Source organism: Vicinamibacterales bacterium (assembly GCA_036012125.1).
In the GTDB taxonomy this organism is placed as follows: Bacteria; Acidobacteriota; Vicinamibacteria; order Vicinamibacterales; family UBA823; genus UBA11600.
This window is the reverse complement of record DASCOS010000035.1, coordinates 37,177-61,888: the sequence shown is the minus strand read 5'-3', so window position 1 is coordinate 61,888 and position 24,712 is coordinate 37,177. Positions and strand designations below refer to the sequence as shown.

General features: G+C 55.3%; 21 protein-coding genes and 1 tRNA gene. 15 read left to right on the top strand and 7 right to left on the bottom strand.

Annotated features, from left to right (window positions below; all coding sequences use genetic code 11):
- The first annotated feature begins 79 nt into the window (after window positions 1-79).
- Entirely contained in the window at window positions 80-847 is a 768-nt protein-coding gene (locus QGH09_10785) for a 5-oxoprolinase subunit PxpA (GenBank protein ID HJO18667.1), read from the top strand.
- Between the two features lie 186 nt (window positions 848-1,033).
- Here the strand turns inward: QGH09_10785 and arsJ are convergent, their stop codons facing one another.
- Window positions 1,034-2,257 carry an organoarsenical effux MFS transporter ArsJ gene (arsJ, locus tag QGH09_10780; GenBank protein HJO18666.1) on the bottom strand — a complete coding sequence of 408 codons (1,224 nt, stop codon included), beginning with the start codon at window positions 2,255-2,257 and terminating at the stop codon, window positions 1,034-1,036.
- A 143-nt stretch (window positions 2,258-2,400) separates the two neighbouring features.
- On the opposite strand from arsJ, the gene QGH09_10775 reads away from it, so the two are divergent.
- The 12 genes from QGH09_10775 to QGH09_10720 all read left to right on the top strand — a co-directional run bounded on the left by QGH09_10775 (window position 2,401) and on the right by QGH09_10720 (window position 14,600).
- Entirely contained in the window at window positions 2,401-4,482 is a 2,082-nt protein-coding gene (locus QGH09_10775) for a PQQ-binding-like beta-propeller repeat protein (GenBank protein HJO18665.1), read from the top strand.
- A gap of 324 nt (window positions 4,483-4,806) precedes the next feature.
- Window positions 4,807-5,967 carry a Na/Pi symporter gene (locus QGH09_10770; protein ID HJO18664.1) on the top strand — a complete coding sequence of 387 codons (1,161 nt, stop codon included), beginning with the start codon at window positions 4,807-4,809 and terminating at the stop codon, window positions 5,965-5,967.
- A 15-nt stretch (window positions 5,968-5,982) separates the two neighbouring features.
- Entirely contained in the window at window positions 5,983-6,663 is a 681-nt protein-coding gene (locus tag QGH09_10765) for a PhoU domain-containing protein (GenBank protein HJO18663.1), read from the top strand.
- Between the two features lie 10 nt (window positions 6,664-6,673).
- Entirely contained in the window at window positions 6,674-7,966 is a 1,293-nt protein-coding gene (locus tag QGH09_10760) for a dicarboxylate/amino acid:cation symporter (GenBank protein HJO18662.1), read from the top strand.
- 200 nt (window positions 7,967-8,166) lie between these two features.
- Entirely contained in the window at window positions 8,167-9,306 is a 1,140-nt protein-coding gene (locus tag QGH09_10755; protein HJO18661.1) for a putative porin, read from the top strand.
- Window positions 9,307-9,493: 187 nt separating this feature from the next.
- A complete protein-coding gene (locus tag QGH09_10750; GenBank protein HJO18660.1) occupies window positions 9,494-9,724 on the top strand; it encodes an SEC-C metal-binding domain-containing protein in 231 nt (76 codons plus the stop codon).
- A 184-nt stretch (window positions 9,725-9,908) separates the two neighbouring features.
- Window positions 9,909-11,510 carry an N-acetylmuramoyl-L-alanine amidase gene (locus QGH09_10745; protein HJO18659.1) on the top strand — a complete coding sequence of 534 codons (1,602 nt, stop codon included), beginning with the start codon at window positions 9,909-9,911 and terminating at the stop codon, window positions 11,508-11,510.
- The gene (locus tag QGH09_10740) at window positions 11,507-12,115 is read left to right on the top strand and encodes a GerMN domain-containing protein (GenBank protein HJO18658.1); all 609 of its coding nucleotides are present in this window, start codon (window positions 11,507-11,509) and stop codon (window positions 12,113-12,115) included. The genes QGH09_10745 and QGH09_10740 overlap by 4 nt, the downstream gene beginning before the upstream one ends.
- Window positions 12,116-12,134: 19 nt before the next feature.
- A complete protein-coding gene (rph, locus tag QGH09_10735; GenBank protein HJO18657.1) occupies window positions 12,135-12,878 on the top strand; it encodes a ribonuclease PH in 744 nt (247 codons plus the stop codon).
- Window positions 12,879-12,890: 12 nt separating this feature from the next.
- Complete coding sequence (rdgB, locus tag QGH09_10730) at window positions 12,891-13,490, top strand: RdgB/HAM1 family non-canonical purine NTP pyrophosphatase (protein ID HJO18656.1); 600 nt, start codon at window positions 12,891-12,893, stop codon at window positions 13,488-13,490.
- 104 nt (window positions 13,491-13,594) lie between these two features.
- Window positions 13,595-13,671, top strand: a tRNA-Pro gene (locus QGH09_10725).
- Window positions 13,672-13,709: 38 nt separating this feature from the next.
- Entirely contained in the window at window positions 13,710-14,600 is an 891-nt protein-coding gene (locus tag QGH09_10720) for a hypothetical protein (GenBank protein HJO18655.1), read from the top strand.
- A 69-nt stretch (window positions 14,601-14,669) separates the two neighbouring features.
- Here QGH09_10720 and msrA read toward each other — a convergent pair whose 3' ends face one another.
- Complete coding sequence (msrA, locus tag QGH09_10715) at window positions 14,670-15,305, bottom strand: peptide-methionine (S)-S-oxide reductase MsrA (protein ID HJO18654.1); 636 nt, start codon at window positions 15,303-15,305, stop codon at window positions 14,670-14,672.
- A gap of 233 nt (window positions 15,306-15,538) precedes the next feature.
- On the opposite strand from msrA, the gene QGH09_10710 reads away from it, so the two are divergent.
- Window positions 15,539-17,140, top strand: coding sequence for an alkaline phosphatase family protein (locus tag QGH09_10710; GenBank protein ID HJO18653.1), 1,602 nt, complete (start codon window positions 15,539-15,541; stop codon window positions 17,138-17,140).
- A 6-nt stretch (window positions 17,141-17,146) separates the two neighbouring features.
- Window positions 17,147-17,821, top strand: a complete 675-nt coding sequence (locus QGH09_10705; protein HJO18652.1) for a hypothetical protein — start codon at window positions 17,147-17,149, stop codon at window positions 17,819-17,821.
- 34 nt (window positions 17,822-17,855) lie between these two features.
- Here QGH09_10705 and QGH09_10700 read toward each other — a convergent pair whose 3' ends face one another.
- The 5 genes from QGH09_10700 to ilvD form a co-directional block, all read right to left on the bottom strand.
- The gene (locus QGH09_10700) at window positions 17,856-19,448 is read right to left on the bottom strand and encodes a D-aminoacylase (GenBank protein HJO18651.1); all 1,593 of its coding nucleotides are present in this window, start codon (window positions 19,446-19,448) and stop codon (window positions 17,856-17,858) included.
- 68 nt (window positions 19,449-19,516) lie between these two features.
- On the bottom strand, window positions 19,517-20,530 hold the full coding sequence (gene ilvC / locus QGH09_10695; GenBank protein HJO18650.1) for a ketol-acid reductoisomerase: 1,014 nt from the start codon (window positions 20,528-20,530) through the stop codon (window positions 19,517-19,519).
- A 43-nt stretch (window positions 20,531-20,573) separates the two neighbouring features.
- Complete coding sequence (gene ilvN / locus QGH09_10690; GenBank protein HJO18649.1) at window positions 20,574-21,140, bottom strand: acetolactate synthase small subunit; 567 nt, start codon at window positions 21,138-21,140, stop codon at window positions 20,574-20,576.
- A gap of 63 nt (window positions 21,141-21,203) precedes the next feature.
- Entirely contained in the window at window positions 21,204-22,913 is a 1,710-nt protein-coding gene (gene ilvB, locus QGH09_10685; protein HJO18648.1) for a biosynthetic-type acetolactate synthase large subunit, read from the bottom strand.
- Between the two features lie 47 nt (window positions 22,914-22,960).
- Window positions 22,961-24,634, bottom strand: coding sequence for a dihydroxy-acid dehydratase (ilvD, locus tag QGH09_10680; protein ID HJO18647.1), 1,674 nt, complete (start codon window positions 24,632-24,634; stop codon window positions 22,961-22,963).
- Window positions 24,635-24,712 lie beyond the last annotated feature (78 nt).

Genomic DNA, 24,712 nt, shown 5'->3' with positions numbered 1-24,712 from the left:
GTTGTCTACGATCGGGCTGGGCGAAGGCTGAATTCCACACTTCGGCTCCTCCCCACCAAGTGCTGACCCAACTTTCTTCATGAGAATCGACCTCAATTGCGACATGGGGGAGTCGTTCGGCTCCTACACCATCGGCAACGACGAGTGCGTGATGCGGAGCATCACGTCGGCGAACATTGCCTGCGGCTTTCACGCCGGGGATCCCTCGGTGATCCGACGGACGATCCGACTGGCTCTCGCGTCTGGCGTGGCGATTGGCGCGCATCCGGGGTTTCCCGACCTGGTCGGATTCGGGCGACGCGAGATGAAGGTGACACCGGACGAGGTTGAGGACTTCGTCATGTATCAAGTCAGCGCGGTCGCCGGCCTCGCCGCAGCCGAGGGGACGCGGCTACAGCACGTCAAGGCGCACGGTGCGCTCTACAATCTGGCCGCGCGCGACGCCGACATCGCGGCCGCGATTGCACGCGGCGTTGCTACCCTTGACCGTTCGTTGATCCTCTTCGGCCTAGCAGGCTCGGAACTTCTCATCGCCGGACGTGCTGCCGGCCTCAGGGTCGCGGCGGAGGCGTTCGCCGACCGCGCCTATACACCCGACGGTGCTCTGGCCTCACGTCGAGAGGCTGCGACGGTGATCCATGACCCTGAGCGGGTCGTCTCACGCGTGCTCCAGATGGTGCTCAAAGGCACGGTCCAGGCGACTGACGGCTCGACTGTCACCCTCGCCGCCGAAACGGTCTGCGTGCACGGCGACACCCAGGGGGCGGAACGGCTCACCGAGAAACTCAAGGCCGCGCTCGAGACGGCGGACGTTACCCTGCAGGCCGTCGGGTGTTCCTCGAAATGACGGTGAGAGAGAATCTCGACATGGGCGCGTACACGCGTTCCGATAAGGACGACGTCGCGACGGATCGAGATCGTCTCTTCGAGCGTCTTCCGAACTTGCATAGACGTCAGCACCAGCGTGCTGGTGATCTCTCGGGAGGGCAGCAGTAAATGTTCGCGATTACGCGCGCGATGCTTGCGCAACCGCTCATTTCGATGTCGGCGCCGATGCATACTTAATGGGCGGCAAGGCGAACATAAGGCCGGTGGCCGTTACAACCAAACCCATAGACATCCATAAACACCCTGCCAGTCCGGTCTCCAGGTATAACCATCCCGACATCAACGTGCCGAGCAACCGTCCTGCCGCATTGGCCATGTAATAAAAACCAACGTCCATTGCCACCGTATCAAATTCAGCGTACGCCAGCACCAGATACGAATGCACGGATGAGTTTAGAGCAAAGACAATACCGAACGCGGCAAGACCTGTGAGCACTACGCCAATCGACGGCATAACATTCGAGGCACCCATGGCTAGACCGCCAGACACCACTATCAACACGCTGCCGCAGATTTGAGCTGTCCGAGCAGTTATGACTGACTCGCCAGCAATACTCAAAGCCTTAGGCGCAACCGCTTGCACCAAGCCGTAGCCGATAATCCAACTTGCGAGACAGGCACCGACCCACGCGAAGCTCCAGCCCATCACATCGATTAAAAATAGCGGCAGTGCCACGACGAACCAAACGTCACGTGAACCGAACAGACAGAGACGACCAAGTGAAAGAATATTGATTGCGGGGCGTCTGGAAAATATCTGTGAAAAGGTCACTTGGCGCTTACTCCTGCCAAGGTCTCTCGTTAGCTGCCCTGTCGCCAGCACCAAAACGGCCAAGAGTCCGCCAGCCATGACCCAGAGCGAAAAGGAAAAACCGATTGTGTCCAACATCACGCCGCCCATAAAGAAACCCAATCCTTTGAGAGCATTCTTGGAGCCAGTCAACCAGCCAACCCATCGAAACAAAGTGGATGCATCTTGTCCAGACACAAAAGATTTGACGGCACTCTTGGAACTCAACTTCATTAAGTCCTTAGCGATACCCGAGAGCGCCTGAGCGGCCATTACATAGCCAACTGATAACACCAGTGTCCACGTTGGCTGCACGAACGAGAGCATCAGCAAGGCCACGACTTGCAACCACAAGCCGGCCAGGAGTGTGACGCGCAGACCTAAGCGTGCCGCAAGCCACCCACCAAGCAAGTTGGTGAGAATGCCGCAAAACTCGTAGAGAAGAAAGAGTAGGGCAAGGTCGAGCGAAGTGTAACCAAGCTGGTGAAAGTACAACGTCACCAGCATACGGAGCGCACCATCCGTCAAGGTCAGAGCCCAATACGAGGCGGTAACAATGACGTAACCACGAGTATTCATCGCTTGTGATATGCGCTTCAACCGCTCTGGGCAAACTGGGTATACAAAAGAAAGGTTAGCACCGTTTCCCCTATATCTCCCTGACTGGGTTAGAATTTCGACGATCTACTTCCCGTTCGCTCAACAGAATTCGAGGAGGAGTGATGAGAAGCAAGAGGCAAAGCTCAAGACTACTGTGGATGTGGCTCGCCCTCACCTGTACCATCCTGCTGACCCTACCCATGGTCGCCGGAGCGCAGGACCCCGCGAGCGAAAATACTGAGTGGCCATACCTCGGTGGGGATGCCTGGCACACACGCTATTCCCCAGCGGACCAGATCGACGCATCAAATTTTGAGTTCCTCGAGGTGGCATGGGAGTGGGACGCATCAAGTTTTGGGCCCAGCACCAACCGCGCCACGGCGAGTTATGTTGGTGGCAAACTGATCACGGTCACCGGTAATCGCCGTCATGTGATCGCTCTCGACCCAGAGACAGGCGAACTGCTGTGGAGCTTCACCGAGCCGAACACTCCCCGCTTCGAGTATTCCATGCGGCAGGGTTATGGTAAGGGCGTCGCCTATGCCAAGGTCGACGGCCGCGGGGTCATCTTCATCACTAGCCCAGCATTCTTCTTGCACGCGTTAGACGCAGAAACAGGACGACCGCTTGAGAATTGGGGTGCGCCCGTGCCGATCGAAGGTTTTGGACAAACCGGCACGGTCGACCTCGTCGCAGATTTAATCCAGGACTGGGGTCCCTGGCTCAACGCGAATCAGCCCTACGACCCATACACCGGGATCCCCCTTGAGCTTGGCTACATCACCAGTTCCTCACCACCGATCGTCGTCAACGATGTGGTCGTCGTGGGTAACTCAGCTGAGCAAGGCTACAACCAGACCCGGCAGGAAATGGTGCCGGGAGACATTCTGGGTTACGACGCACGGACCGGTGATTTTCTGTGGAAGTTCAACGTCATTCCACGGCCTGGAGAAGTCGGTCACGAGACCTGGTTAAACGACGCCTGGATGTGGACGGGTGATGTTTCTTCCTGGGCACCCATGTCAGCCGACCCTGAGCTTGGCTTGGTCTACATCCCTACCAACAGTGCCACGCTGGACTTTTATGGTGGGTTCCGCCCTGGCGATAATCTTTTTTCCGCAAGTCTCATCGCACTGGACGTTAAAACTGGTGAACGGGCATGGCACTACCAAATGGTGCATCACGATATTTGGAACTACGACACCCCAACGGCTCCGGTCCTTTTGGACGTCACCGTTGATGGCCAGGAAATCAAGGGTATCTACCAAGCTACTAAGCAGGCGTTCCTGTACGCGTTGAACCGAGAGACCGGAGAACCCATCTGGCCAATCGAGGAACGTGAAGTGCCTGAATCGAACGTGCCGGGCGAGCGACTCTCGCCAACACAGCCGTTCCCGACTAAACCAGCGCCATTCGACCTACAGGGGCGTACCGAGGAACACCTGATTGACTACACCCCAGATATCAGACAGCGCGCGTTGGCCGTTGCGCAACGAGAAAATTCCTTCGCACCTCTCTTCAATCCGCCCACGCATATTGGTAACGAGCAAGGGCTCGGACCAGCCCGTGTTTGCCCCGGGGGTACGGGCGGTGTGAACATCTCCGGTCCGCCCGTAGCTGACCCACAGTCAGGGGTTATCTTCATTACGTCACATAGCGGTTGCAGTGACGTATCAGTGGCCCCTGGTATTGATTCCCCGCAAGAGGGCCCAGCCCAAACCGGGACGACCGTCGTCGCCTTTTCCCGTAGCCGCATGGGTGGTGGCGGGGGCCGGCGTTCTGGCGCCAACCCGGAAAGTATCGACGGTCTTTCGATCTGGAAGGGACCCATCGGGCGGATCAGTGCAATCGACCTAAACACCGGCGAGTACCTTTGGGTGATCCCGAACGGCGATGCGTCAGAAGAACAGCAGGAAGCCATCCGCAACCACCCTCTCCTGCAGGGAGTCAACAACGTGCCTAGTAATCCTGGAAGACGTGGCCACGCTGCGATGACCGTGACACCCACACTCCTCTTCGCTTCTGGTCAGACCAGTGATGGTATCCCGCACATCTTCGCGATCGACAAGCGCACTGGGGACCGTTTGGGTGCTGTTGAAATTCCTGGGACCACCCGGTATGGCATGTCGACCTGGGTACATGAAGGCAAACAGCACGTCATCGTTCAACTCAGTGACGGGCTGGCCGCCATGGCTCTACCTTAAAGCGCAGCGAACGGTTAAGGGGGCGGCGAGAGGTTGCCCCCTTGACCCTCGTCGCGGGCAATAGGCCCACAAGATCGATTTTCCGCTTGCATCGAGCAAAATCAGGATTAGTCCATATCTTTCAACATCTTGTGGTACATTTAACTTTTTTGTCTATATCTTGTAGTTTTCGCCTTGACAATCCTATACGCCTGACCTAGAATCCCCACGGTTTTTTGCAGGTCGTTTTTTCCTGCGGTGTATGAACGTCCAAGACTCTCCGAACCCACAATCTTAAAAGGGACGTTCGTACTTTTCCTTCCTTCACTCAGTTCGTAAAGCTGAATGACAAGACACACATCGTCTGAAAAGCAAGAACTCACATCTGTCATCCGACGGGTTCTGTCGGTTGTGTTTTTACTTTTCGTATTTTTGCTTGGCGTCAAAGGGCTCGGCGATGGATTCAAGCTGTTCGGTACAGATTTCCTAGACAGCTTCTTCAGTCTGACTGCAAATCCCTTTGTCGGGATCTTCGTAGGGGTGCTGGCCACAACGCTAGTGCAGAGTTCATCGGTGTCGACGTCCATGATCGTTGGACTGGTAGCCGCACCGGACAACCCTCTGCCGTTAGCTAATGCTGTTCCGATGATTATGGGTGCCAATATTGGGACGACGGTTACCTGTACGGTTGTCTCATTGGCGCACATGGGACGGCGCGACGAGTTCGAAAGAGCGTTCTCGATGGCCGGCTGCCATGACTTCTTTAACATCTTGGCGGTAATGGTCTTACTGCCATTGGAATTAATGACAGGCTATCTGCAGAGCACTGCAAGATTCTTGTCTACGGTAGTTGTCGGAATAGGTAGTTTCACATATGAGAGCCCATTCAAGGCATTGTTGAGCTTTGCTTTTACCCCTATCCAGAGCTTAGCGGAAGCAATATTCAACGTAGAGTGGGGACAAGCTTTTTTCTTGGTCGGTATCAGCGCGGCGCTGATCTTTGTAGCACTTTGGCTAATCGTAAAATTGATGCGTTCCTTGGTAATCTCACGCATCGAAACCGCGGTGGCCAGTGCGCTTGGTTCAAGTGCGGTGTTCGCGATGGCGATTGGGGTCATCGTTACCGTCATGGTGCAATCGAGTTCGATTACGACGTCAATTATGGTTCCGTTAGCTGCCGCTGGCGTCCTCAAGCTAGAACAGGCGTTTCCGATTACGATCGGTGCAAACATCGGAACGACCATAACTGCGATGGGTGCCGCGTTGGCCGTGTCCGGACCGAATGCTTTGGCTGGGGTCGAGATCGCCATAGTGCACTTGTTTTTCAACCTTAGCGGAACGATACTGATTTATCCCGTTAGAAGGATTCGTCAGGTGCCACTGCAGGCCGCCAGAATGCTTGCAGCGGCGGCTGTTAGGTCCAAGAAGTTAGCTCTGTTCTATGTCGCGACTATGTTTTACGGTTTTCCAGCACTGCTGATATATGTAACGCAGTTATTAAAGTGAGAGGAGGAGGTGAGAATGCTCAGCGAACTACTTAGTATTTTCCGCGCTGATAATCCACTTCATACCATGGGCGCCTCTTTCAAGGAGATGCTTCAGTTGACCTGCAATATGACCTTGTCAGCTGGTGGGATTTGCTTTGGAGAAAAAACTTCGGCTGAAGATCGCACTCGCATTTACGAAGACGATGTGCAAGTGAACAAGCTGGAGCGCGAAATTCGGAAAAAAGTCGTGTCACACCTTTCTATTCAAGGCAAGACGCCTGATGTTCCCTATTCGCTATTGTTAATGAGTCTTGTGAAGGACGTCGAACGTCTCGGCGACTACGCTAAAAACTTGGCAGAGGTCGTCGATATTCGTTCAGGACCATTACCTAAAGATGCGCTCGTGCAGGAATTGCAGGAAATTCGGCAAGGCGTGGAAACCTCCTTTCAGGTGGCGGCGGAAGTGTTCGCATCATCCAATCGTGAACGAGCAATTGAATTGATTCACCAGGGTCGGGATGCTGCTCATCGGTGCGACGCGCTTGTCAGACGGATCAGTCAATCGGACTACGATGCAAGCACTACAACCGTGCTAGTCTTAGCCACACGCTATTACAAACGGATCGGTGGGCATGTGCTGAACGTGCTCTCTAGTGTGGTCATGCCCTTACACAAAGTCGATTACTATGATGAAGACGTCTTGACAGGTGTGTAATCATCACATTATGGCTCTTCACACAAAAATCCTCCTGGGCCTGATAGTTGGTGCGGTGCTCGGCATCGTCATCAACTTGTCAACGGATGGCTCTCCCGCGACAGAACAATTTGTGAGTTCGGTGACTGAACCGATCGGGCGTGTCTGGTTGAACGCGTTGATCATGGTGGTCATTCCACTCATCGTGTCGACGTTGTCGGTTGGGATTGCAGGGTTAGGTAGCCTTAAACGCCTAGGACGCATTGGTGTTGTCGCGATGTTGAGCTTCCTGAGCTTGACGGCGCTCTCAACGGTCTTAGGTCTGACAGCCGTCAATCTCATGAAGCCGGGCGAGGGACTCGACGCCTCAGTGACCCAACGGCTTATGGAGACCTACCAAGGTGACTCGGACGCAATGGGACTCGCCGACGGGGCATTTGGCATTGATCTATTCGTACGGATTGTGCCCCGTAATCCGGTCCAGGCTGCGGCCAATGGCGAGATGCTCGCCGTCATTTTTTTCGCCTTAATGATCGGGGTTGGGCTGACCATCGTGCCCAAGGAAAAAGGGCAGCCGTTACTGAATTTTCTTGAAAGCCTCGGCCAAGTCACAATCGCCATTATCGGCTTGGTAATGAAAGTGGCACCGTTAGGCGTAGCCTGTTTAATTTTCAGTGTAACCGCGCGCTTCGGCTTCGAAATTCTTTTTAATTTATTGAAATACATAATGACCGTCGTTGGCAGCCTCGCGATCTTCTTCATCGTGGGCTATTCGCTGATTCTAAGATTCGTGGCCAAGCGTGATCCAATCGAATTTATGAAACGCGCGCGGGTCGTGATCCTCACTGGGTTCTCCACTTCCTCCAGTAACGCCACTTTGCCCACAACGATGCGGGTCGCGCGTGAGGAACTGGGCATCTCCAAAGCGGTAGCAGGATTCGTGCTGCCCCTCGGCGCAACGATGAATATGAACGGTACAGCGTTGTTCGAAGGGGTAACGGTGTTGTTCATCGCGCAGGTTTTCGGTGTAAATCTCCCTCTCAGTAGTCAACTGATCGTGATCCTCATGTCGGTAGTGACAGCGATTGGCGTAGCTGGCGTCCCAGGTGGTTCAATCCCACTCCTAATGATGGTGCTCGGAATCGTAGGGGTGCCAGTTGAAGGGATCGCCATCGTGCTTGGTGTCGATCGGATCCTCGATATGTGCCGGACGACGCTAAACGTCGGCGGTGACCTCGTGACCGCAACGATTGTTGATCGCTTTGAAGGCGGCCGGTCGACCGACACCGAGTACTCACAGCAGGATATCGGTGAACGACACTAGCATCGGCAATGATCAGGCACCGCAACTAGAATCTCTTTGGTCGATAAATACCCTTGTTGTACAGGAAATCAGTTACGTCCTACGTTCCAACCGCGAGTATGTCCTCTTTAGTGGTCGTTTCGCTGCAAAGACGGTCGGGACAATATCTGCCGACGGTGCAGGGACGCTTGAGGAAGTCATACAGTAGCGAGAGGAATTTCATGTTCAACGTCGGATTTATGCGCAGAGTAGTTCAACGGTTGGCGGCTGTGTACGCCTTCACCGTTATGGTATTAGGCGCAACTGCAGTTTCGGCACAATCAAGCTGGTCTGAGCGCATCACCATTGGTGGAGATTTTCGTGTGCGACACGAGGGATTTTTTCAAGATGATACAAGAGCTCGCCAACGCCTCCGGATTCGAGCACGCCTAGCACTGGACACTGAGATCAACAACGATGTCCACTTTGGCATTCGTCTCGCTTCTGGCGACGTTGGAAATCCGATTTCCACAAACCAAACCATGACCGACCTGTTAACTACAAAACCAATGAATCTCGATCGAGCATTCCTCACATACAGCCCATCAAACGCTGTCACGATTGGCGGAGGAAAGTTCGGGTTGCCAGTGACGCGAACTCAGATGACCTTCGATAATGACCTCAACTGGGAGGGCGTTTACCAGCAGTTTCGGAACACAACTGGGCCGGTCTCGGTCAAATTCGTGGCCGCCCAGGTACCCCTTCAGGAAAACAATACAAGCCCAGACGCCTTTCTGTTCGCCGGCTACGGCGAAGTTGGAATATCACTCGAAACTGTGAGCTGGCATCTCTCCATTGCCGATTATGCGTTTCGTGATGTCAATGCTGTTGCACTTGCTCAGATATCAAAAGATGTCGGACGCAATACCAACGCACTCAGTGTGAATGCGCAGGGCAACACGACCGGATTCACATCTGGCTTCAACCTCCTAGATATCATCGCTCGCGCCACTGTGAGTACTGGCCATCCAAGCTACCCCCTCCAACTCACCGCTAACATGGTGAAGAACACCAAGGCAGCCACAGACGAGGACTTCGGCGTCTGGGTCACCGCAGCGATCGGTCGTGCGTCAGAACCAGGCTCGTTTCAATTCACCTATACCTTCGCTCGGGTCGAGCGGGATGCTGCACTCTCAGCCTTTTCGTATTCCGACAACCGCGGAACCAACCTGTCAATGCATAAGCCTAGCGTGTCGTATATGGTGGTGCCGGGAATACACGTCGATTTCAATGTCATTTTAACGAAGAGGCTGTCGATTGCAGCAGGGCAACTCAACACCCTACACAAACGAACCCGACTCGATGCACGGATCTCTTTCTGATTTTTTCAGCATCTCGTAAGTTCAGCTATCTGGTGCTGTCGAATTGTGGGCGCACAACTGCCGGCTCCGTCTCGTAGCAATGTCGGGGTTGCTGTGTTTTCCATTGATGCTACCGTGGCAGACCAGTGACATAGCCCCGTCAGATGACTCGCCATTAATGGGCCTTGGCATATAGAATGAAGCCTCAGTGAAAGCCGAGCGAAATGCACCTTGCCCCTGCGGGAGTGGCAAGAAATATAAGAAATGCTGCATGGCCAAGGACGGGCCACTGAACTCTAGGACAGCCATGCTACTGTTCGCAGTCCTTCTACTCGGCGGGGTCGTTGGTATCGTTATTTCCATGACGAACGCGCGTGAGGGGACAGAGGTCAATAGAATTTGGTCGCCCGAACACGGTCATTGGCACGACGTGCGCTAGCGCACAGTATCGAAAGTCGGTGCTGGCGCCGGATGATTCCCCTCGGCCAACGATGCCCGACACATTTCCTCCGCTGGGGAGTCTCGCGTGAACGATCTGTCGCTGCCGAGAAATGTGGCATTACACGCCACGCGGCGTACTGCAGATACCAAGTCAGCTAACCACTTCAGTGCCGAGGTTGTGATTGAATAATCGTTGGTTTCGATTTATCCGGATGGTTGGAGAGCGTCTCACTCATCGCGTCAGATGGCCACTGCTACTCGTGCTCTGCCTATTGGGCACGGTCCTACAGGCCACCGACCGTCCAACCCAAGCCCAACAACAATCACTGACGGTAATGATGGCTACCGGTCATCAGACCGTGGCAGTCGCACAAGTGAACAACCGTCAGATGGTCGCATTAAGTGACCTCGCCTCGGTGTTTGGCCTGAGTGTACAAGAGGATTCGCTGGCTGACGGCCTGACCGTCGCCTACCGCGACGAAGTGGTCGTCCTCCCCGCCACGCAGAACCTCGCGTCGGTGGGCGGTCGCATTGTCACCCTTCCTTCGCCTCCGGTCCGTACCTCCAGTGGCTGGTATGTTCCAATCGAGTTTCTGGATCGGGTGCTAGGACTCGTTATCAACACTTCGATCGAACGGCGGCAGCAGTCGGGACTCGTCATCGTTGGGGATCTACGCGTTCCCACTGTGGATGTGGGATACACAGTCGGCAATGGTCGGGTCCAAATCATTTTTGAAGTCACCCCACCGGCGCCCTACACGATTGAGGAGGATCAACAGCACCTACTCGTCAAATTCGAAGCCGACGCCCTCGACCTTTCGCTACCAGAAGCGGGTTCGGGTTCACTGGTTACCAGCATTCAGCGTGGTCCCGAACCATCTTGGTTGACCATCAACCTAGGTTCTGAATATGCAAGTTTTCAATCTGCCCTGGGAAATAGTGTCACTGGCACGTCGACCCTACTGGTCAGCGTATTGTCCGAAAGTGTAACCAGCGAAATAACTGCCGCGAGCACTCCCTCGCAGCCTTCGGTCAACGAGACCACTCCCCCGCTTACTGAACTCACAGCACCAACTGTCGTGCGCACAATAGTCCTCGACCCTGGGCACGGTGGGGACGACCACGGCGCTGTTGGACCAAGTGGCGTTCTCGAAAAGCAAGTCACGCTCCAGGTAGCGGAGCGACTTCAACGTGCAATCGAAAGTCGTCTCGGTCTACGTGTGGTGATGACGCGTAACGACGACCGAATGGTTCGTCTTGACGAACGAGCAGCCATCGCAAACAACAATAAGGCTGATCTATTCATCAGCTTGCACGCAAACGCAGCACTCACTCCTCTCCCAGCCGGTGCCGGGGTCTCGTATCTGAGTCTCGACGACGCAAGCGGAACTTCTCGAGAAGGCTCTGACAATCGGAGTGTCTCAGTGTTAGGTGGTGGCTTGCGTAACATCGAAGCTGTGTCATGGGAAATGGCGCAAATCAGCCACATAGACCAATCAGCGATGTTCGCGGCGATTGTTGATGCGCAATTGCGCACTCTGGTCGATGTCAGACCGAGTCGGTCGCAGGCTGCTCCACTTCGAGTCCTGACTGGCGCAAATATGCCGGCAGTGCTAGTAGAATTGGGTTTTCTGTCGAATCCTAATGAGGAGCAGAAGCTAACCTCGGGCTCCTTTCGGGAAACTTTGGTCCAGGCACTCTTTGAAAGCGTCGTCGGCTTTCGGGTCCACGTCGAACAACCGATTAGTCCTGAGGTCGGTAACGCATTTTGGGAGGAACCGTGACCACCCGAGGATGGCGCTGGCTCTTGGTCGTGGTCGCAGCTGGGATGTTCAGTGCGTGGGTGCTTTTCGTCACGGTACCCGACCTCTACGAAAACAACCAAGACACAGAGGCGATGGTACCACGTGAAGCGCCCACCGAGCTGGCCCGACTAACCACGGCAACGTTATTTTATGTCTCTGACGATGGCGAGCGACTGATGGGGGTCGAGCGCAATGTGGTCGAGGGCGATGCGCCGGTAGAACAGGCCCGTCATGTCCTCGAAGCACAGTTTCTCGGAGTTGAACCGCCGCTAACTTCAACAATACCCGAAGGAACATTGGTCCGTGCGGTCTACCTCACTGACCGCGGCGATGCCTTTGTTAATTTGAGCCGAGAAATCAGTTCCAAACACTCCGGTGGTTCCTTGGGCGAATTACTGACTGTCTACACGATCGTCAATGCGGTCACTGTCAACGTACCGAGCATCCGGGCGGTACAAATATTGATCGAAGGACGGGAAGTGGATACACTCGCCGGTCACGTTGACCTCAGGCGTCCCATAACACCGCGAGCGGAATGGGTTGATCTAGCATCACCTGAGGTCGGTGATATCACAGTCCCCTGACCGTTTTCATGACACGCTAATGACGATTCCAACCCGAGAGGACGCACGTCGGCCAGACGAGCTTCGTCCAACACAACTCAGGCCAAATTATCTCCTCCATGCTGAAGGGTCCGTACTGATTGAAGTCGGGCGTACCCGCGTGATTTGCAGTGCCAGCGTCGAAGATCGAGTTCCGCCGTTTCTCCGTAATAGTGGTAAGGGTTGGATAACAGCGGAGTACAGTATGCTTCCGCGGGCCACAACAACACGTTCGACCCGGGAATCAACAAAAGGAAAAGTGGGCGGTCGTACTCACGAAATTCAAAGACTCATCGGTCGGTCGCTACGTGCAGTGTCAAAACTCGAAGCCCTCGGTGAACGTACTGTTTGGATCGATTGTGATGTCATTCAGGCAGACGGTGGCACCCGTACTGCCGCTATCACCGGAGGCTTCGTGGCTCTCGTGCTCGCCGTCCAAGGCATGCGAGAACGGGGCCAGATTACATCGATGCCGGTGCTCGACCACGTCGCCGCAACAAGCGTCGGAGTCGTAGCAGGTGTGCCGATGCTCGACCTCGCTTACAGCGAAGATTCGGTGGCCGAGGTCGACATGAACATCATAAAGACTGGTGATGGCCGCTTCATCGAAGTCCAAGGCACTGCTGAAGGTGCCCCTTTCGAACGAGACACCCTAAACCAACTACTTAGCTTGGCAGACGAGGGCATCCGGCAACTCATCGAGCAACAGCGTGAAATCGTTGGTGCTTACCTCACGAAGGCATGATGTAGCAGTCCGATGCAACTCTTGGTGGCTACAACCAACGCTCACAAGCTCAGTGAAATTCGTTCCATTTTGACCGGACTCGACGTCGACCTCGTCTCGCTCAGCGACTTCCCACCCGTAATTGTGCCCGATGAAACCGGTGACACGTTCGTCGCGAACGCCCGTGAAAAGGCACTGCATTACGCGGCCGCGACCGGGCAGTTGACCCTAGCAGAAGATTCTGGACTAGAGATTGACGGATTGAACGGAGAGCCAGGCGTCCATTCAGCGCGGTTCAACGGCGATAGTTATTCTGAGAGGTTCAAGGCGATCTATACCCGACTGGCAAATGCGGAACGGTTAAGATGCCGGGCGAGGTTCGTGTGCGCATTGGTTGTGGTACGTGGTTCAAACATCCTGTTTGAGACCCGCGGAATCGTCGAAGGCCAGGTCGCTGATGAACCGTCGGGAGCGGCAGGCTTCGGCTACGATCCGATCTTTCACTACCCTCCCTATGGCAAGACCCTAGCTGAGGTCTCAAGAGAAGAAAAAGCTGCTGTCAGCCATCGAGGAAAAGCAGTGCGTGCCCTGCGTAATTACCTAGCCACTAACACAGCGTTATGGGAAACATAAAGCCTCGCGTCCCTGCGTTGTTTCATCGTCAAGTCGAACTCGGTTACCCGATGACCCGACGCTTCTAGCTGTTAGGCGTTAAACCCAGTAGAATCAGTTGTCAACGGGGCGTGGCGTAGCCTGGTATCGCGCCTGCTTTGGGAGCAGGAGGTCCTCGGTTCAAATCCGGGCGCCCCGACCATTTCCGGTGGCCATCCCACACCACCAAAGGCCGCTAGCATGAACAGTGATCGAATACCGCGACTCTTCACCATGGCGGCGATCGTTGCAGTGTTTCCACTGATTAGCGCAGCACAAGAACCGACCCTTGAAACCGTGCTGGAGCGGGCAGCCGCCTACGTCGATCGATATCAAACTGACCTCGGCAGTGTGATCGCTGAAGAACATTACCTTCAAGTGTCTGACGGCAGGCTGACCCGCCGGATGGTTTCAGACCTGTTAGTCCTGAGCACTCCTGGACTACAGGAGCCCTGGCTGGCCTTCCGAGACGTCATTAAGGTCGATGGAAAAGAGGTCCCGGACCGACAGCAGCGCTTAGAGGAGCTTTTCCTGAAATCACCGAGAATTACAGGGCAGCTACGGCGACGACTCATGGCTGAGAGTGCCCGTTTTAACATTGGAGCGATCACTCGTAATACCAACGTGCCAACGATGGCACTACAAGTCCTTTCCGTCACAGAACAACCGCGCTTCGAGTTCCGAAAGGATGACAATCAGCGCATTGGAGAAATCAACACGTGGGAGATTGAATTCGAAGAAAACAAGCCACCCGCTCTTATCACGGGCGGTAACGGTAAGGACCTTTTGGGCCACGGCAAGGTGTGGATCGAACCGTCAACCGGGCGCGTTATTCAAACAGATTTTCGTACCGAAGACGACGCTGTCGATTTAGAGATCGAAATGCGCGTGACCTATCGTCCAGACGATACACTTGGCATCCTCGTGCCTGCGAAAATGACAGAGCGCTATCTCGTTCGCCTACGGCCAATCACGACACGTGAACGACTCGCTCGCCGCAGTATCGAGGTCAACGGTGAGGCGACTTATTCAAACTTTCGAAGGTTTCTGGTGGAGGTCAAAATCGACGTCGGAGCCGGCTTGAAACGTTGAGGTGAGGTGAAGCACCCCATTCAGCCTACCAGGTCATTGGCCACGCGATAATCCGCAAGTCAAGCCGGTTTAGAGTGTAGTAGATGGACACACTACACCGGTCCCCCCGTGACCACAGTAACCGTTGGGATTCTTCGCCAGGTACTGCTGGTGGTATTCTTCAGCATAATAGAAGTCTGGCGCCTCAACGATCTCAGTCGTGATCGGCGTACTGCGGCCAGCGGCGGTGAGCGCACCAAGGTAAGCCACGAGCGTCGCCTCAGCTTGGTGCTGTTGGCTCGCGTCATAGACGTAAATTCCTGAGCGATACTGAGTGCCGACATCGTTTCCCTGTCGCATACCCTGAGTCGGGTCGTGTGATTCCCAGAACGTTCGAAGCAGTGCCTCATATGTGATCGTTGTCGCATCAAAGACTATTCTGACCACCTCGTTATGGCCTGTGCGTCCAGTACACACTTCCGAGTACGTCGCATTGGCTGTCGAACCTCCAGCGTAACCGACCATTGTCGAGTACACGCCAGGCAGGCCCCAGAATGCCTTCTCCCCTCCCCAGAAACATCCAAGGCCGAACATGGCTAACTGGAACCCAACTGGGAACGGTGGCAACAAACGGTTTCCGTTGATGAAATGCGTTTCGGGTACATACATCGGCTCGGCATGGCCTGGCAGGACCTCCGCTAAGCTAGGCATTTCAGTTTTATGCATCAGGCAAACTCCTTGTAGTCACCGCCCAATAGCTTACACAATTGTAATCGGTACTCGATCTGACGACTTCAGGGAACTAAAACTTCTTCGACTGGGCCGACCGATAGACAATTGCTCGCACGCCCGTGTAAAAAATAATGGGCGCCGCTAATTCTGACACAAGGGTCGTGTCTCGAGAGTCGCAGCGCGAGGTATAATCCAGAGACGCCAATCTCAATTACTCGATGTTCTGGATGCACGTTCTGCGCACGCATACATTCACCGGCCTGGTATTAGTTCTTGTCAGCTTGATCGCCGGGTCACTCAGCGCCCAGACTCCACCACCGTCGTTGATTGTCATCCTCGTGGTGGACCAGATGCGTAGTGACTCATTCGAACGCTACGGTGATCAGTGGAGCGCAGGCCTTCGCCGCCTGCTCGACGAAGGCGCCGTCTTTCGCGAGGCCAAGCATTCTTACTTCGGCACGTTGACCTGCGCGGGCCACGCAACAATTGCGACCGGCACCATTCCGCGAACACACGGCATGATACTGGACGGCTGGTGGGACCCTACGGCAGGACAGCGCGTCCGTTGCACGGCCGATGACAACGTCGTGACCATATCCTATGGGCCTGACGCCAGGGAACAACATGGTCCAGCTAGCATGTTGATGCCGACCCTAGCTGACGAACTCCGTTTACAGAACGACCCGCCAGCACAGGTCGCAGCCTTTGCCGTTAAAGCGCGTGCCGCCGTGCCTTTGGCTGGCCAAGGCGGTGATGCCGTCGCGTGGTTTGATGCAGGAAACGTCTGGACGACATCCACGGCATTCACGGACGCACCGGTTCCGTTCATCGCTGACTACATCCTGGCTCATCCAGTTGAAGATGTCCTCGGGGGCGTGTGGACACCCTTACCTGATCAGGCAAGGACCGCCTCGGTGGAAAATGAAAACTTCGCACATGCCATGGGGGACACGCCAGACCGAGAATTTTACAACGCGTGGCGACGCAGTCCATGGGCAGACGAATACGTGGCGGGTCTCGCTAGCGCAGCGGTAGATACTCTCTCACTTGGCGCCGGCGCAGGTACAGACTACTTAGCTGTGGGCTTTTCTGCTCCCGATTACGTAGGCCACGACTTCGGTCCACACAGCGCGGAGGTTCAGGACATTTATCTCCGACTCGACCGGACAATTGGCCGTCTCCTTGACCATCTCGATCGCAAGGTGGGACGAGACCGATACGTCGTCGCTCTATCGGCAGACCACGGACTCGGACAGGTCCCTGAGCACGCCACCGAAATGGGAATCGATGCTGGCCGGATCAACCGCCGCGATGTAATTGCCCACGTCAATGACAAACTCGAATCAATCTTAGGACCCGGCCAGTATGCCGTTGGAATGACTCATATCGAGTTCTACTTCGCACCAGGCGTCTATAACCAAATGCTCGAGAACCCTAAAACGCTGGCGGCTGTTATCGACGCTCTCGAACAATATCCTGGCATTGAACGCGTCTACCGCGGTGAGGAGCTTCACCCTGGCCCATTTAGCGACAAAATCACCCAACAGGTAGCGCGCAGCTACTACCGTGGAAGAAGCGGCGATTTAGTCATCATTCCGAAACCCTACTGGTACACATGGATCCGCGCCGCCGATCATGGTACTGGCTACGACTACGACACACGTGTACCGCTCGTCCTCGCGGGCCCAGGGGTTATTCCTGGACTTTACTCAAGTATCGCAGCGCCTGAGGATATCGCTCCGACTCTAGCCTTTTTAGCCGGTATCACGCTCGCTAGACCAGATGGCCAAGTGCTGATTGAAGCACTAACTGACTATGACCGTCGGTAGTAACACATGACGAACCCTGACCCAACCGTCAAGAAGGTCAGTGCCACTACCCAGGGAAGATATCTCCTACGTCTTCCCGATACCGAAGGGCCTCACCCACTTCTCATCGGCTTCCATGGTTACGGAGAAAACGCCGACGTACATCTGCGTCAGCTTGAACGGATTCCCGGCATAGCAGCATGGTTAGTGGTCTCCGTTCAGGCGCTGCATTGGTTCTACGACCGAACACACCAACACGTCGTCGCAAGCTGGATGACCAAGCTTTGCCGGGAGCAGGCAATTGCGGATAACTTGCGGTATATCGATCGAGTGGTCGAGGAAATCTTGGAACATCACGACACCAATGGTTGCATGGTGTTTGAAGGGTTTTCTCAAGGCGCTTCAATGGCCTACCGCGTTGCCTCTGCCATTAGACATCAGTCGGATGGTCTCATTGTGTTAGCAGGGGACATTCCGCCCGAACTTCGGCAGGCAGGTAGCCTCGACCTTCCGCCGACACTTATCGGCCGAGGAGTACGCGATGAATGGTTTACGCAGGAGCGCTACGACGCCGATCTGTCATTTCTCACGTCATGCGGCGCGACTGTGGAGTCGGTCGTATTTGACGGCGGCCACGCGTGGACCGACGAGTTTCGTTCAGCCGCGGGGAAACTCCTAGCCTCCCATATCCAGCCTGCCTAACTACAACCATCTGTTTGGCATGCTTAGGATTATTTCATTTCCTTAAGACTTGACCCGGTCGCGTATCAACAAATCGCCCATCCTGACGGACGACGATACCGTTCACGACAACCGCATCGATTCCCTCGGCCAGCTGATGCGGATCCGTATAGGTCGCTCGATCCTGGATCACAGCCGGGTCAAAGATCACTATGTCAGCCCAAGCACCAATCCGTAAGACACCACGGTCCTGCAAGCCAAACACCGCCGCCGGTAGCGATGTCATCGACCGCACGGCGAACTCTAAGGACACGACCTCGCGCTCGCGAACGTAGCGGGCCAGTTTTCGTGCGAAAGCACCGTAGTTACGCGGGTGCGGCCGACCGGCACCCATAGGTACCAGCCCGCCATCACTTGAGGTCATCGTGTAGGGCTGCTGCATGATGTGAGCGATGTCCCGCTCAGACATGTTGAATGAGATAATCGAAACCCGGCCGCGGGCGATCAGGTCGAGAGCCGTCTCGACAGCCGGTTGGCCGCGCTCCTCGGCAATTTCTGAGAGCGTCTTCCCCTCTAGCTGAGGATCGGCCTGATAGAAGGAGACAGCGATCGCCTCAGCACCACCACGACGCCGAAGGTTGTCACGCATTTCCTTAACAACACGTATCCGAGTCTCCGAATCGGCTAGTCGTCGTCTAAGCTGATCTGGACCACCCACTTGTGCCCAGCGCGGTAGGAGCGCTGCCGACAGACCGGTGGAAGACGCTTCATACGGATACTGATCGGCATACACTTCAACTCCGCGTCGTCGTGCCTCATCGAGCCGAGTCGTCGCAGCAACTGAAAGCCCCCAGTTATCAGGCCCTAATGCCTTCATATGGCTAACAATGCCGAGCATGCCGTTTGCTTCAGCAATCTCAATCACCTCATTCACCGCGGCAACGAGACCGACCGTATAGTTGGACTCGTCACGAATGTGGCTCGTATAAAGTCCCCCGAACTCGGCTACGACTGACCCGAGTGCAACAATCTCCTCTGTTGTCGCATAGCTGCCCGGCGCGTAGAACAGTCCACTGGAGAGCCCGTAAGCGCCGGCCTCCATACCGCGTCGCACGAGCCGTTGCATCTCGACCATTTCCTCTTCGGTCGGTGTGCGGTCAGCCATTGCGAGCACATCACGCCTCACCGCAGCATGGCCGATCAGGAGTGCGACATTTAAACCAAGACCATTTGACTCCAACAACTGGCGTTGTTGGTCTAGATCAACTGGTCCCCCACCGTCAGGATTTGCGACAACGGTGGTGATCCCTTGCGCCAGCAACGGCTTCCCCTGACCGAGTCCCTCACGCGCCAAACCCTCCCCGGCATGTGAGTGAACATCAATAAATCCTGGGGTCACCAGTTGACCGCCGGCATCGATCCGGCGTTCGGCCCTAGCATCGCCCAACAACCCAATGGCTGCTATCCGACCATCACGAACACCGATATCGGCTCGACGCCACGGATTACCCGTACCGTCCATGATTCGGCCGTTGATAATTAGGAGATCAAAAGGCGAGTCTTGGGCGGTTACGACACGACCGCCTGCGTAGGCAGTGACGACCGCCAAGATCAAAACTGCTGACCAACGGAAACAACAACTCCTCATGGCCTGCCATCATACCAAGTTCAGTCTTGGGGCACGGTTTGAGCGATAGCCGTTAGAGCGGAGATTTCTTAGTTCCCTGGGGCAATGGTCACAGCGTCAAGAAAGGGCATCATCTTTCGCAGAGCATCGCCCACCTCCTCGATCTGCTGGGTCTGCTCTTGCGTGCGAACCTCATTGAACCATGGGCGACCGTTCGCGTCTTCCGTGATCCAGTTCTTAGCATAGGTGCCATCTTGGATCTCGGCTAACATTTTACGCATCGCTTCTCGAGTCGCATCGGTGACTACGCGGGGACCGCCTGTATAGTCGCCGTGCTCAGCCGTATCGCTAACCGAGTAACGCATGTAATTCAGGCCACCGCGGTACATCAAATCAACAATCAGCTTCAACTCATGCATACACTCGAAGTAGGCAATTTCCGGTTGGTAACCCGCCTCGACTAGCGTTCCAAACGCCGCTTTGACCAGCGCACTCACTCCGCCACACAGCACCGCCTGCTCACCGAACAGGTCAGTCTCCGTTTCCTCCTTAAAAGTTGTCTCGATGACACCCGCACGGGTCACACCCAGCCCTTTTGCATAGGCCAGGGCTAGCGCTTTCGCGTCACCTGTGGCATCTTGCTCAACCGCTAATAGTGCCGGTGTCCCACCACCTTCAAGATAGACCTCCCGCACTCGATGCCCAGGAGCCTTCGGGGCAATCATTGAAACGTCAACATTGGCCGGAGGAGCAATCGTCTTAAAACGAATGTTGAAACCGTGGCCAAACATAAGCATCTTGCCAGCGGTCAGATGCGGAGCAATGGAGTCCTGATAAATCCTCGGTTGGGAGGTGTCCGGCGCCAGAATCATGACCACGTCAGCCCACTTCGCTGCTTCAGCTACCGATGTGACCTCCACGCCAGCTTCTTCAGCTTTCGCCCGCGACTTGCTACCTTCATGGAGCCCTACCTTTACGCTAACTCCACTATCCTTGAGGTTCAGTGCGTGCGCATGCCCCTGTGACCCATAGCCGATTATTGCTACTTTCCTCGCCTGAATCAGTCCTATATCCGCAGAATTTTCGTAGTAAATCTTTGCCATTCGTCAACGCCTCACAAAAAATAAAAAATCAAATGAACCGTAATTACACCGAATACGAAACGTTATTGTCGTCGGTTGACGTTTCGTCTCCCAACCCACTCGCGCGCTCGGCTACATCACCTAACCCTCCGAGCCTTGGCCCGCGCGCCATGGCCACACATCCAGTACGCACCATCTCGATGACGCCATACTGCTTGAGCACCTCGACCAAGCCATCTATCTTGTCCTCAGTGCCCGTCGTCTCAATGATTACCGAATCCGGCGCAACATCTATCACCCGAGCGCGAAAAACGTCCACAAGCTGCATGATGTGCGTACGCGACTCAGGCGTGGCCAAAACTTTGATCATTGCCAAGTCCCGCTCCACCGACGGTCGCAGCGTGATGTCGTCGACTCGCAGCACATTCACCAACTTATAGAGGTTCGCCTCAAGGCGTCGCGCACCATGCTCGTCCGTGTCGACAACAATTGTCATCCGCGACACTCCAGCAGTTTCGGTATGGCCAACCGTAAGCGACTCGATGTTGAACGCACGGCGCCGGAAGAGTGAAGCGACCCGATTCAGTACTCCAGGGAGGTCTTCGACGTAGACGGCGAACGTATGGCGCATAACTGTCTTTCCTGTCCTTATGTGTGCATCGCTAGGAGGTTGACCAAGACGCTGCTTATTCTCCTACGCGTCCGCCGCAGTCTCCACGATCGGGCTCGGTCGCCGGATCATTTCATCGAGATCAGCACCAGCAGGTACCATAGGAAACACCGAATCTTCTTGTTCGACCTTGAAGTCGAGCACCACAGCGCCAGCCTGCTCACGGGCGGCCTCGACTCCAGGCACAACGCCAGCACGCTCTGTCACCGCAATGCCACTCAGACCGTGGGCCTCGGCCAGCTTCACGAAGTCAGGATTAATCAGCGGTGTCGCTGCATACCGTCGCTCATAAAAGAACTCTTGCCATTGTCGCACCATGCCGAGATAACCGTTATTAATGATCGCTATATTCACCTTCACCTGTTCCTGTGCGATCGTCGACAGTTCAGCCTGGGTCATCTGAAAGCCACCATCGCCAACGACTGCCCAGACCTCTTTCTCAGGACATGCGAACTTTGCACCAACCGCCGCGGGCAACGCGAAGCCCATCGTGCCAAGCCCGCCTGAAGTAATCAGTGACCGCGGATGTTCATGCTTGTAGTACTGCGCCTCCCACATTTGGTGCTGACCGACGTCGGTCACAACAACGGCGTTCCCCTCAGTCACTCGCCAGAGATCATTAATGACATGCGCAGCGTAGAGGTGCCCACTATCGGGTAAGTTCTGGATATCCCGTACCGCTACATTACCCTTCATCTCATCGATCGTCCCGAGCCACGCCGATCGGTCACCTTTCGAAATATGCGGTAGCATTTCCTCAAGCACGACGCGTAGGTCACCAGCTAGGGCGACGTCAACCTTGACGTTCTTATTAAATTCGGCTGGGTCGATATCGATATGGATTTTCTTGGCGTTCGGCGCATAAGTTGCCAAGTTGCCTGTAACCCGATCATCGAACCGCATGCCAAACCCCAGTATTAGGTCCGCTTCCTGAATTGCTGAGTTCACCCACACCTCGCCATGCATTCCCATCATGCCAAGGTTCAACGGATGCTGCGCCGGTAGAGAGCCAATTCCCAAGAGCGTCATTGCGACCGGAATGTTGGCATGTTCGGCCACACTACGCACGACATCCATCGCACCCGACAACATGATGCCGTGACCAGCGAAGATAATGGGACGCTTGGCATCATTGATCATGTCAATCGCCTGCTGATAAATCTCTCGGGTCGCACGCAAATCAGGGCGATAGCCTGATAACTTCACCTCTGAGTCGTCCCACTCAACCTCACAACTCGCCTGTTGGGCGTCCTTTGTAATATCGATCAATACAGGTCCAGGCCGGCCGGATTTTGCAACGTAAAACGCTTCCTTAACTGTCCTAGCAACGTCCTGCGCCCTAGAAATCAAGTAGTTATGTTTCGTAATCGGTAACGTCACACCCGTGATATCAGTTTCTTGGAACGCGTCAGAGCCGATCAACTTACTGCCGACCTGTCCTGTGATACAGACAATTGGCGACGAATCCATCATTGCCGTTGCGATACCGGTCACCATGTTGGTCGCCCCTGGTCCAGACGTGGCAACCGCCACGCCGACACCACCACCCGCACGCGCATAGCCGTCGGCCATGTGTGTCGCACCCTGCTCGTGACGAACGAGCACGTGCTTCAACGGAAACTCGAGCAGCGCGTCATAAGCGGGCAGAATAGCGCCGCCCGGGTATCCAAAAACGGTCGAAACACCCTCACGACCTAAAGCTTCCCAGAGAATTTGCGCACCTGTTCGTTTCATGACTGCCTCCACTGGCACTAAGCACCAGCGCGCTCAATTGGACTAGATTACGTGACCGCCCCCGTCGCAGCCGAGGTAACCAGTCGAGCATATTTTGCCATTACACCGGTTGCGTAGCGTGGCGCCAGTCGCTGCCACGCCTGCACCCGCTTCGCGATTTCATCGTCGCTTAGCTCCACGTTGAGCATGCGTTTTTCAATATCAAACACAACAGTGTCACCATCTCGAACCGCTGCGATCGGTCCACCATCAACAGCTTCGGGTGCGACATGGCCAGCCATCAGACCATGTGTGGCACCCGAAAATCGCCCGTCGGTGAGTAGCGCAACGGAGTCGCCGAGCCCAGCACCCACAATGGCCGCCGTCACGGCAAGCATTTCGCGCATCCCGGGCCCACCCTTTGGTCCCTCATTTCGAATTACCACCACGTCACCGGCCACAATTCCACCCCGCCCAACCGCGTCAAAGGCGGCCTCTTCACTGTCGAAAACCTTGGCCGGACCACAGTGGTGAACCGTGGTGTAGCCAGCTACTTTCACGACACAGCCATCCGGAGCAAGATTCCCACGCAATATGACCAGCCCCCCAGTAGGCTTGAGTGGGCTATCAAATGGCTTTACCACTTCCTGCCCTGGCGTTTCTTGAGCATCTGACGCTTCATCCCCAAGCGTTCTACCAGTCACCGTAAGCGCATTTCGGTGCAACAAACCCGCATTGAGGAGTCTCTTCGCCACTAAAGTGATACCACCGGCGCGATAGAGATCGGTTGCCACGAACTTCCCGGCCGGCTTGAGGTCAGCGAGTAAAGGCACCTGCCTACTGATCCGGTCAAAATCTTCTAGCGTGAGCGAAACCTCCGCCTCGTGGGCGATGGCAAGTAAGTGCAATACCGCGTTCGTCGACCCACCGGTAGCCGCTACTGCTGCGATAGCGTTCTCAATTGCGTCCTTCGTCAGAATCTTCCGTGCGGTATCGCCTCGGCTAAGCACTCCCATTACAAGTTGACCCGCCCGTTCCGCCACCGCATCCTTGCCTGTGTCAGTCGCTGGAACACTCGCTGAGCCCATCGGCGAAATACCAAGGAACTCGCAAACCGTCGCCATCGTGTTCGCCGTGAATTGTCCGCCGCACGCACCGGCCCCAGGACACGCCTGGTCCTCCAGCGTTTTTAACTGTGTGTCGGTAATCTTGCCAGCCCCGTGCGCACCAACCGCTTCAAAGACGTCCTGAATCGTAACGTCGCGTCCTTCCCAAGTGCCTGGAGCAATCGAACCACCGTACAGAATCACCCCAGGAATGTTAAGCCTCGCCAACGCCATCACCCCGCCGGGAATTGTCTTATCGCAACCGACCAGCACGACTACCCCGTCAAATTGATTTCCACGTACAACCAACTCGATGGAATCAGCAATCACCTCGCGACTAACCAGTGAGGCGCGCATCCCTTCACTGCCCATTGTGATGCCATCGGAGATCGACACCGTGTTGAACTCCATTGGAGTGCCACCCGCTTCACGGATACCACGCTTGACCTGGTCAGCAAGTTGCCGAAGATGGAAATTACACGGACCAATCTCGATCCAGGTGTTGGCCACGCCGATCAGCGGCTTCTGTAGCGCAGCGTCATCAAACCCGACGGCCTTGAACATCGCTCGAGCTGGTGCTCGACTCGGCCCTTCGGTCAGCGCAGCACTTCGACGAGTGGCGGCCGTATTACTCATCAGATTTCCCATTCCTTGCAGGCACAATTACGAAAAAAGGCCATCACCCGCTCCTGGATGATGACCTGAGTCTCTAAT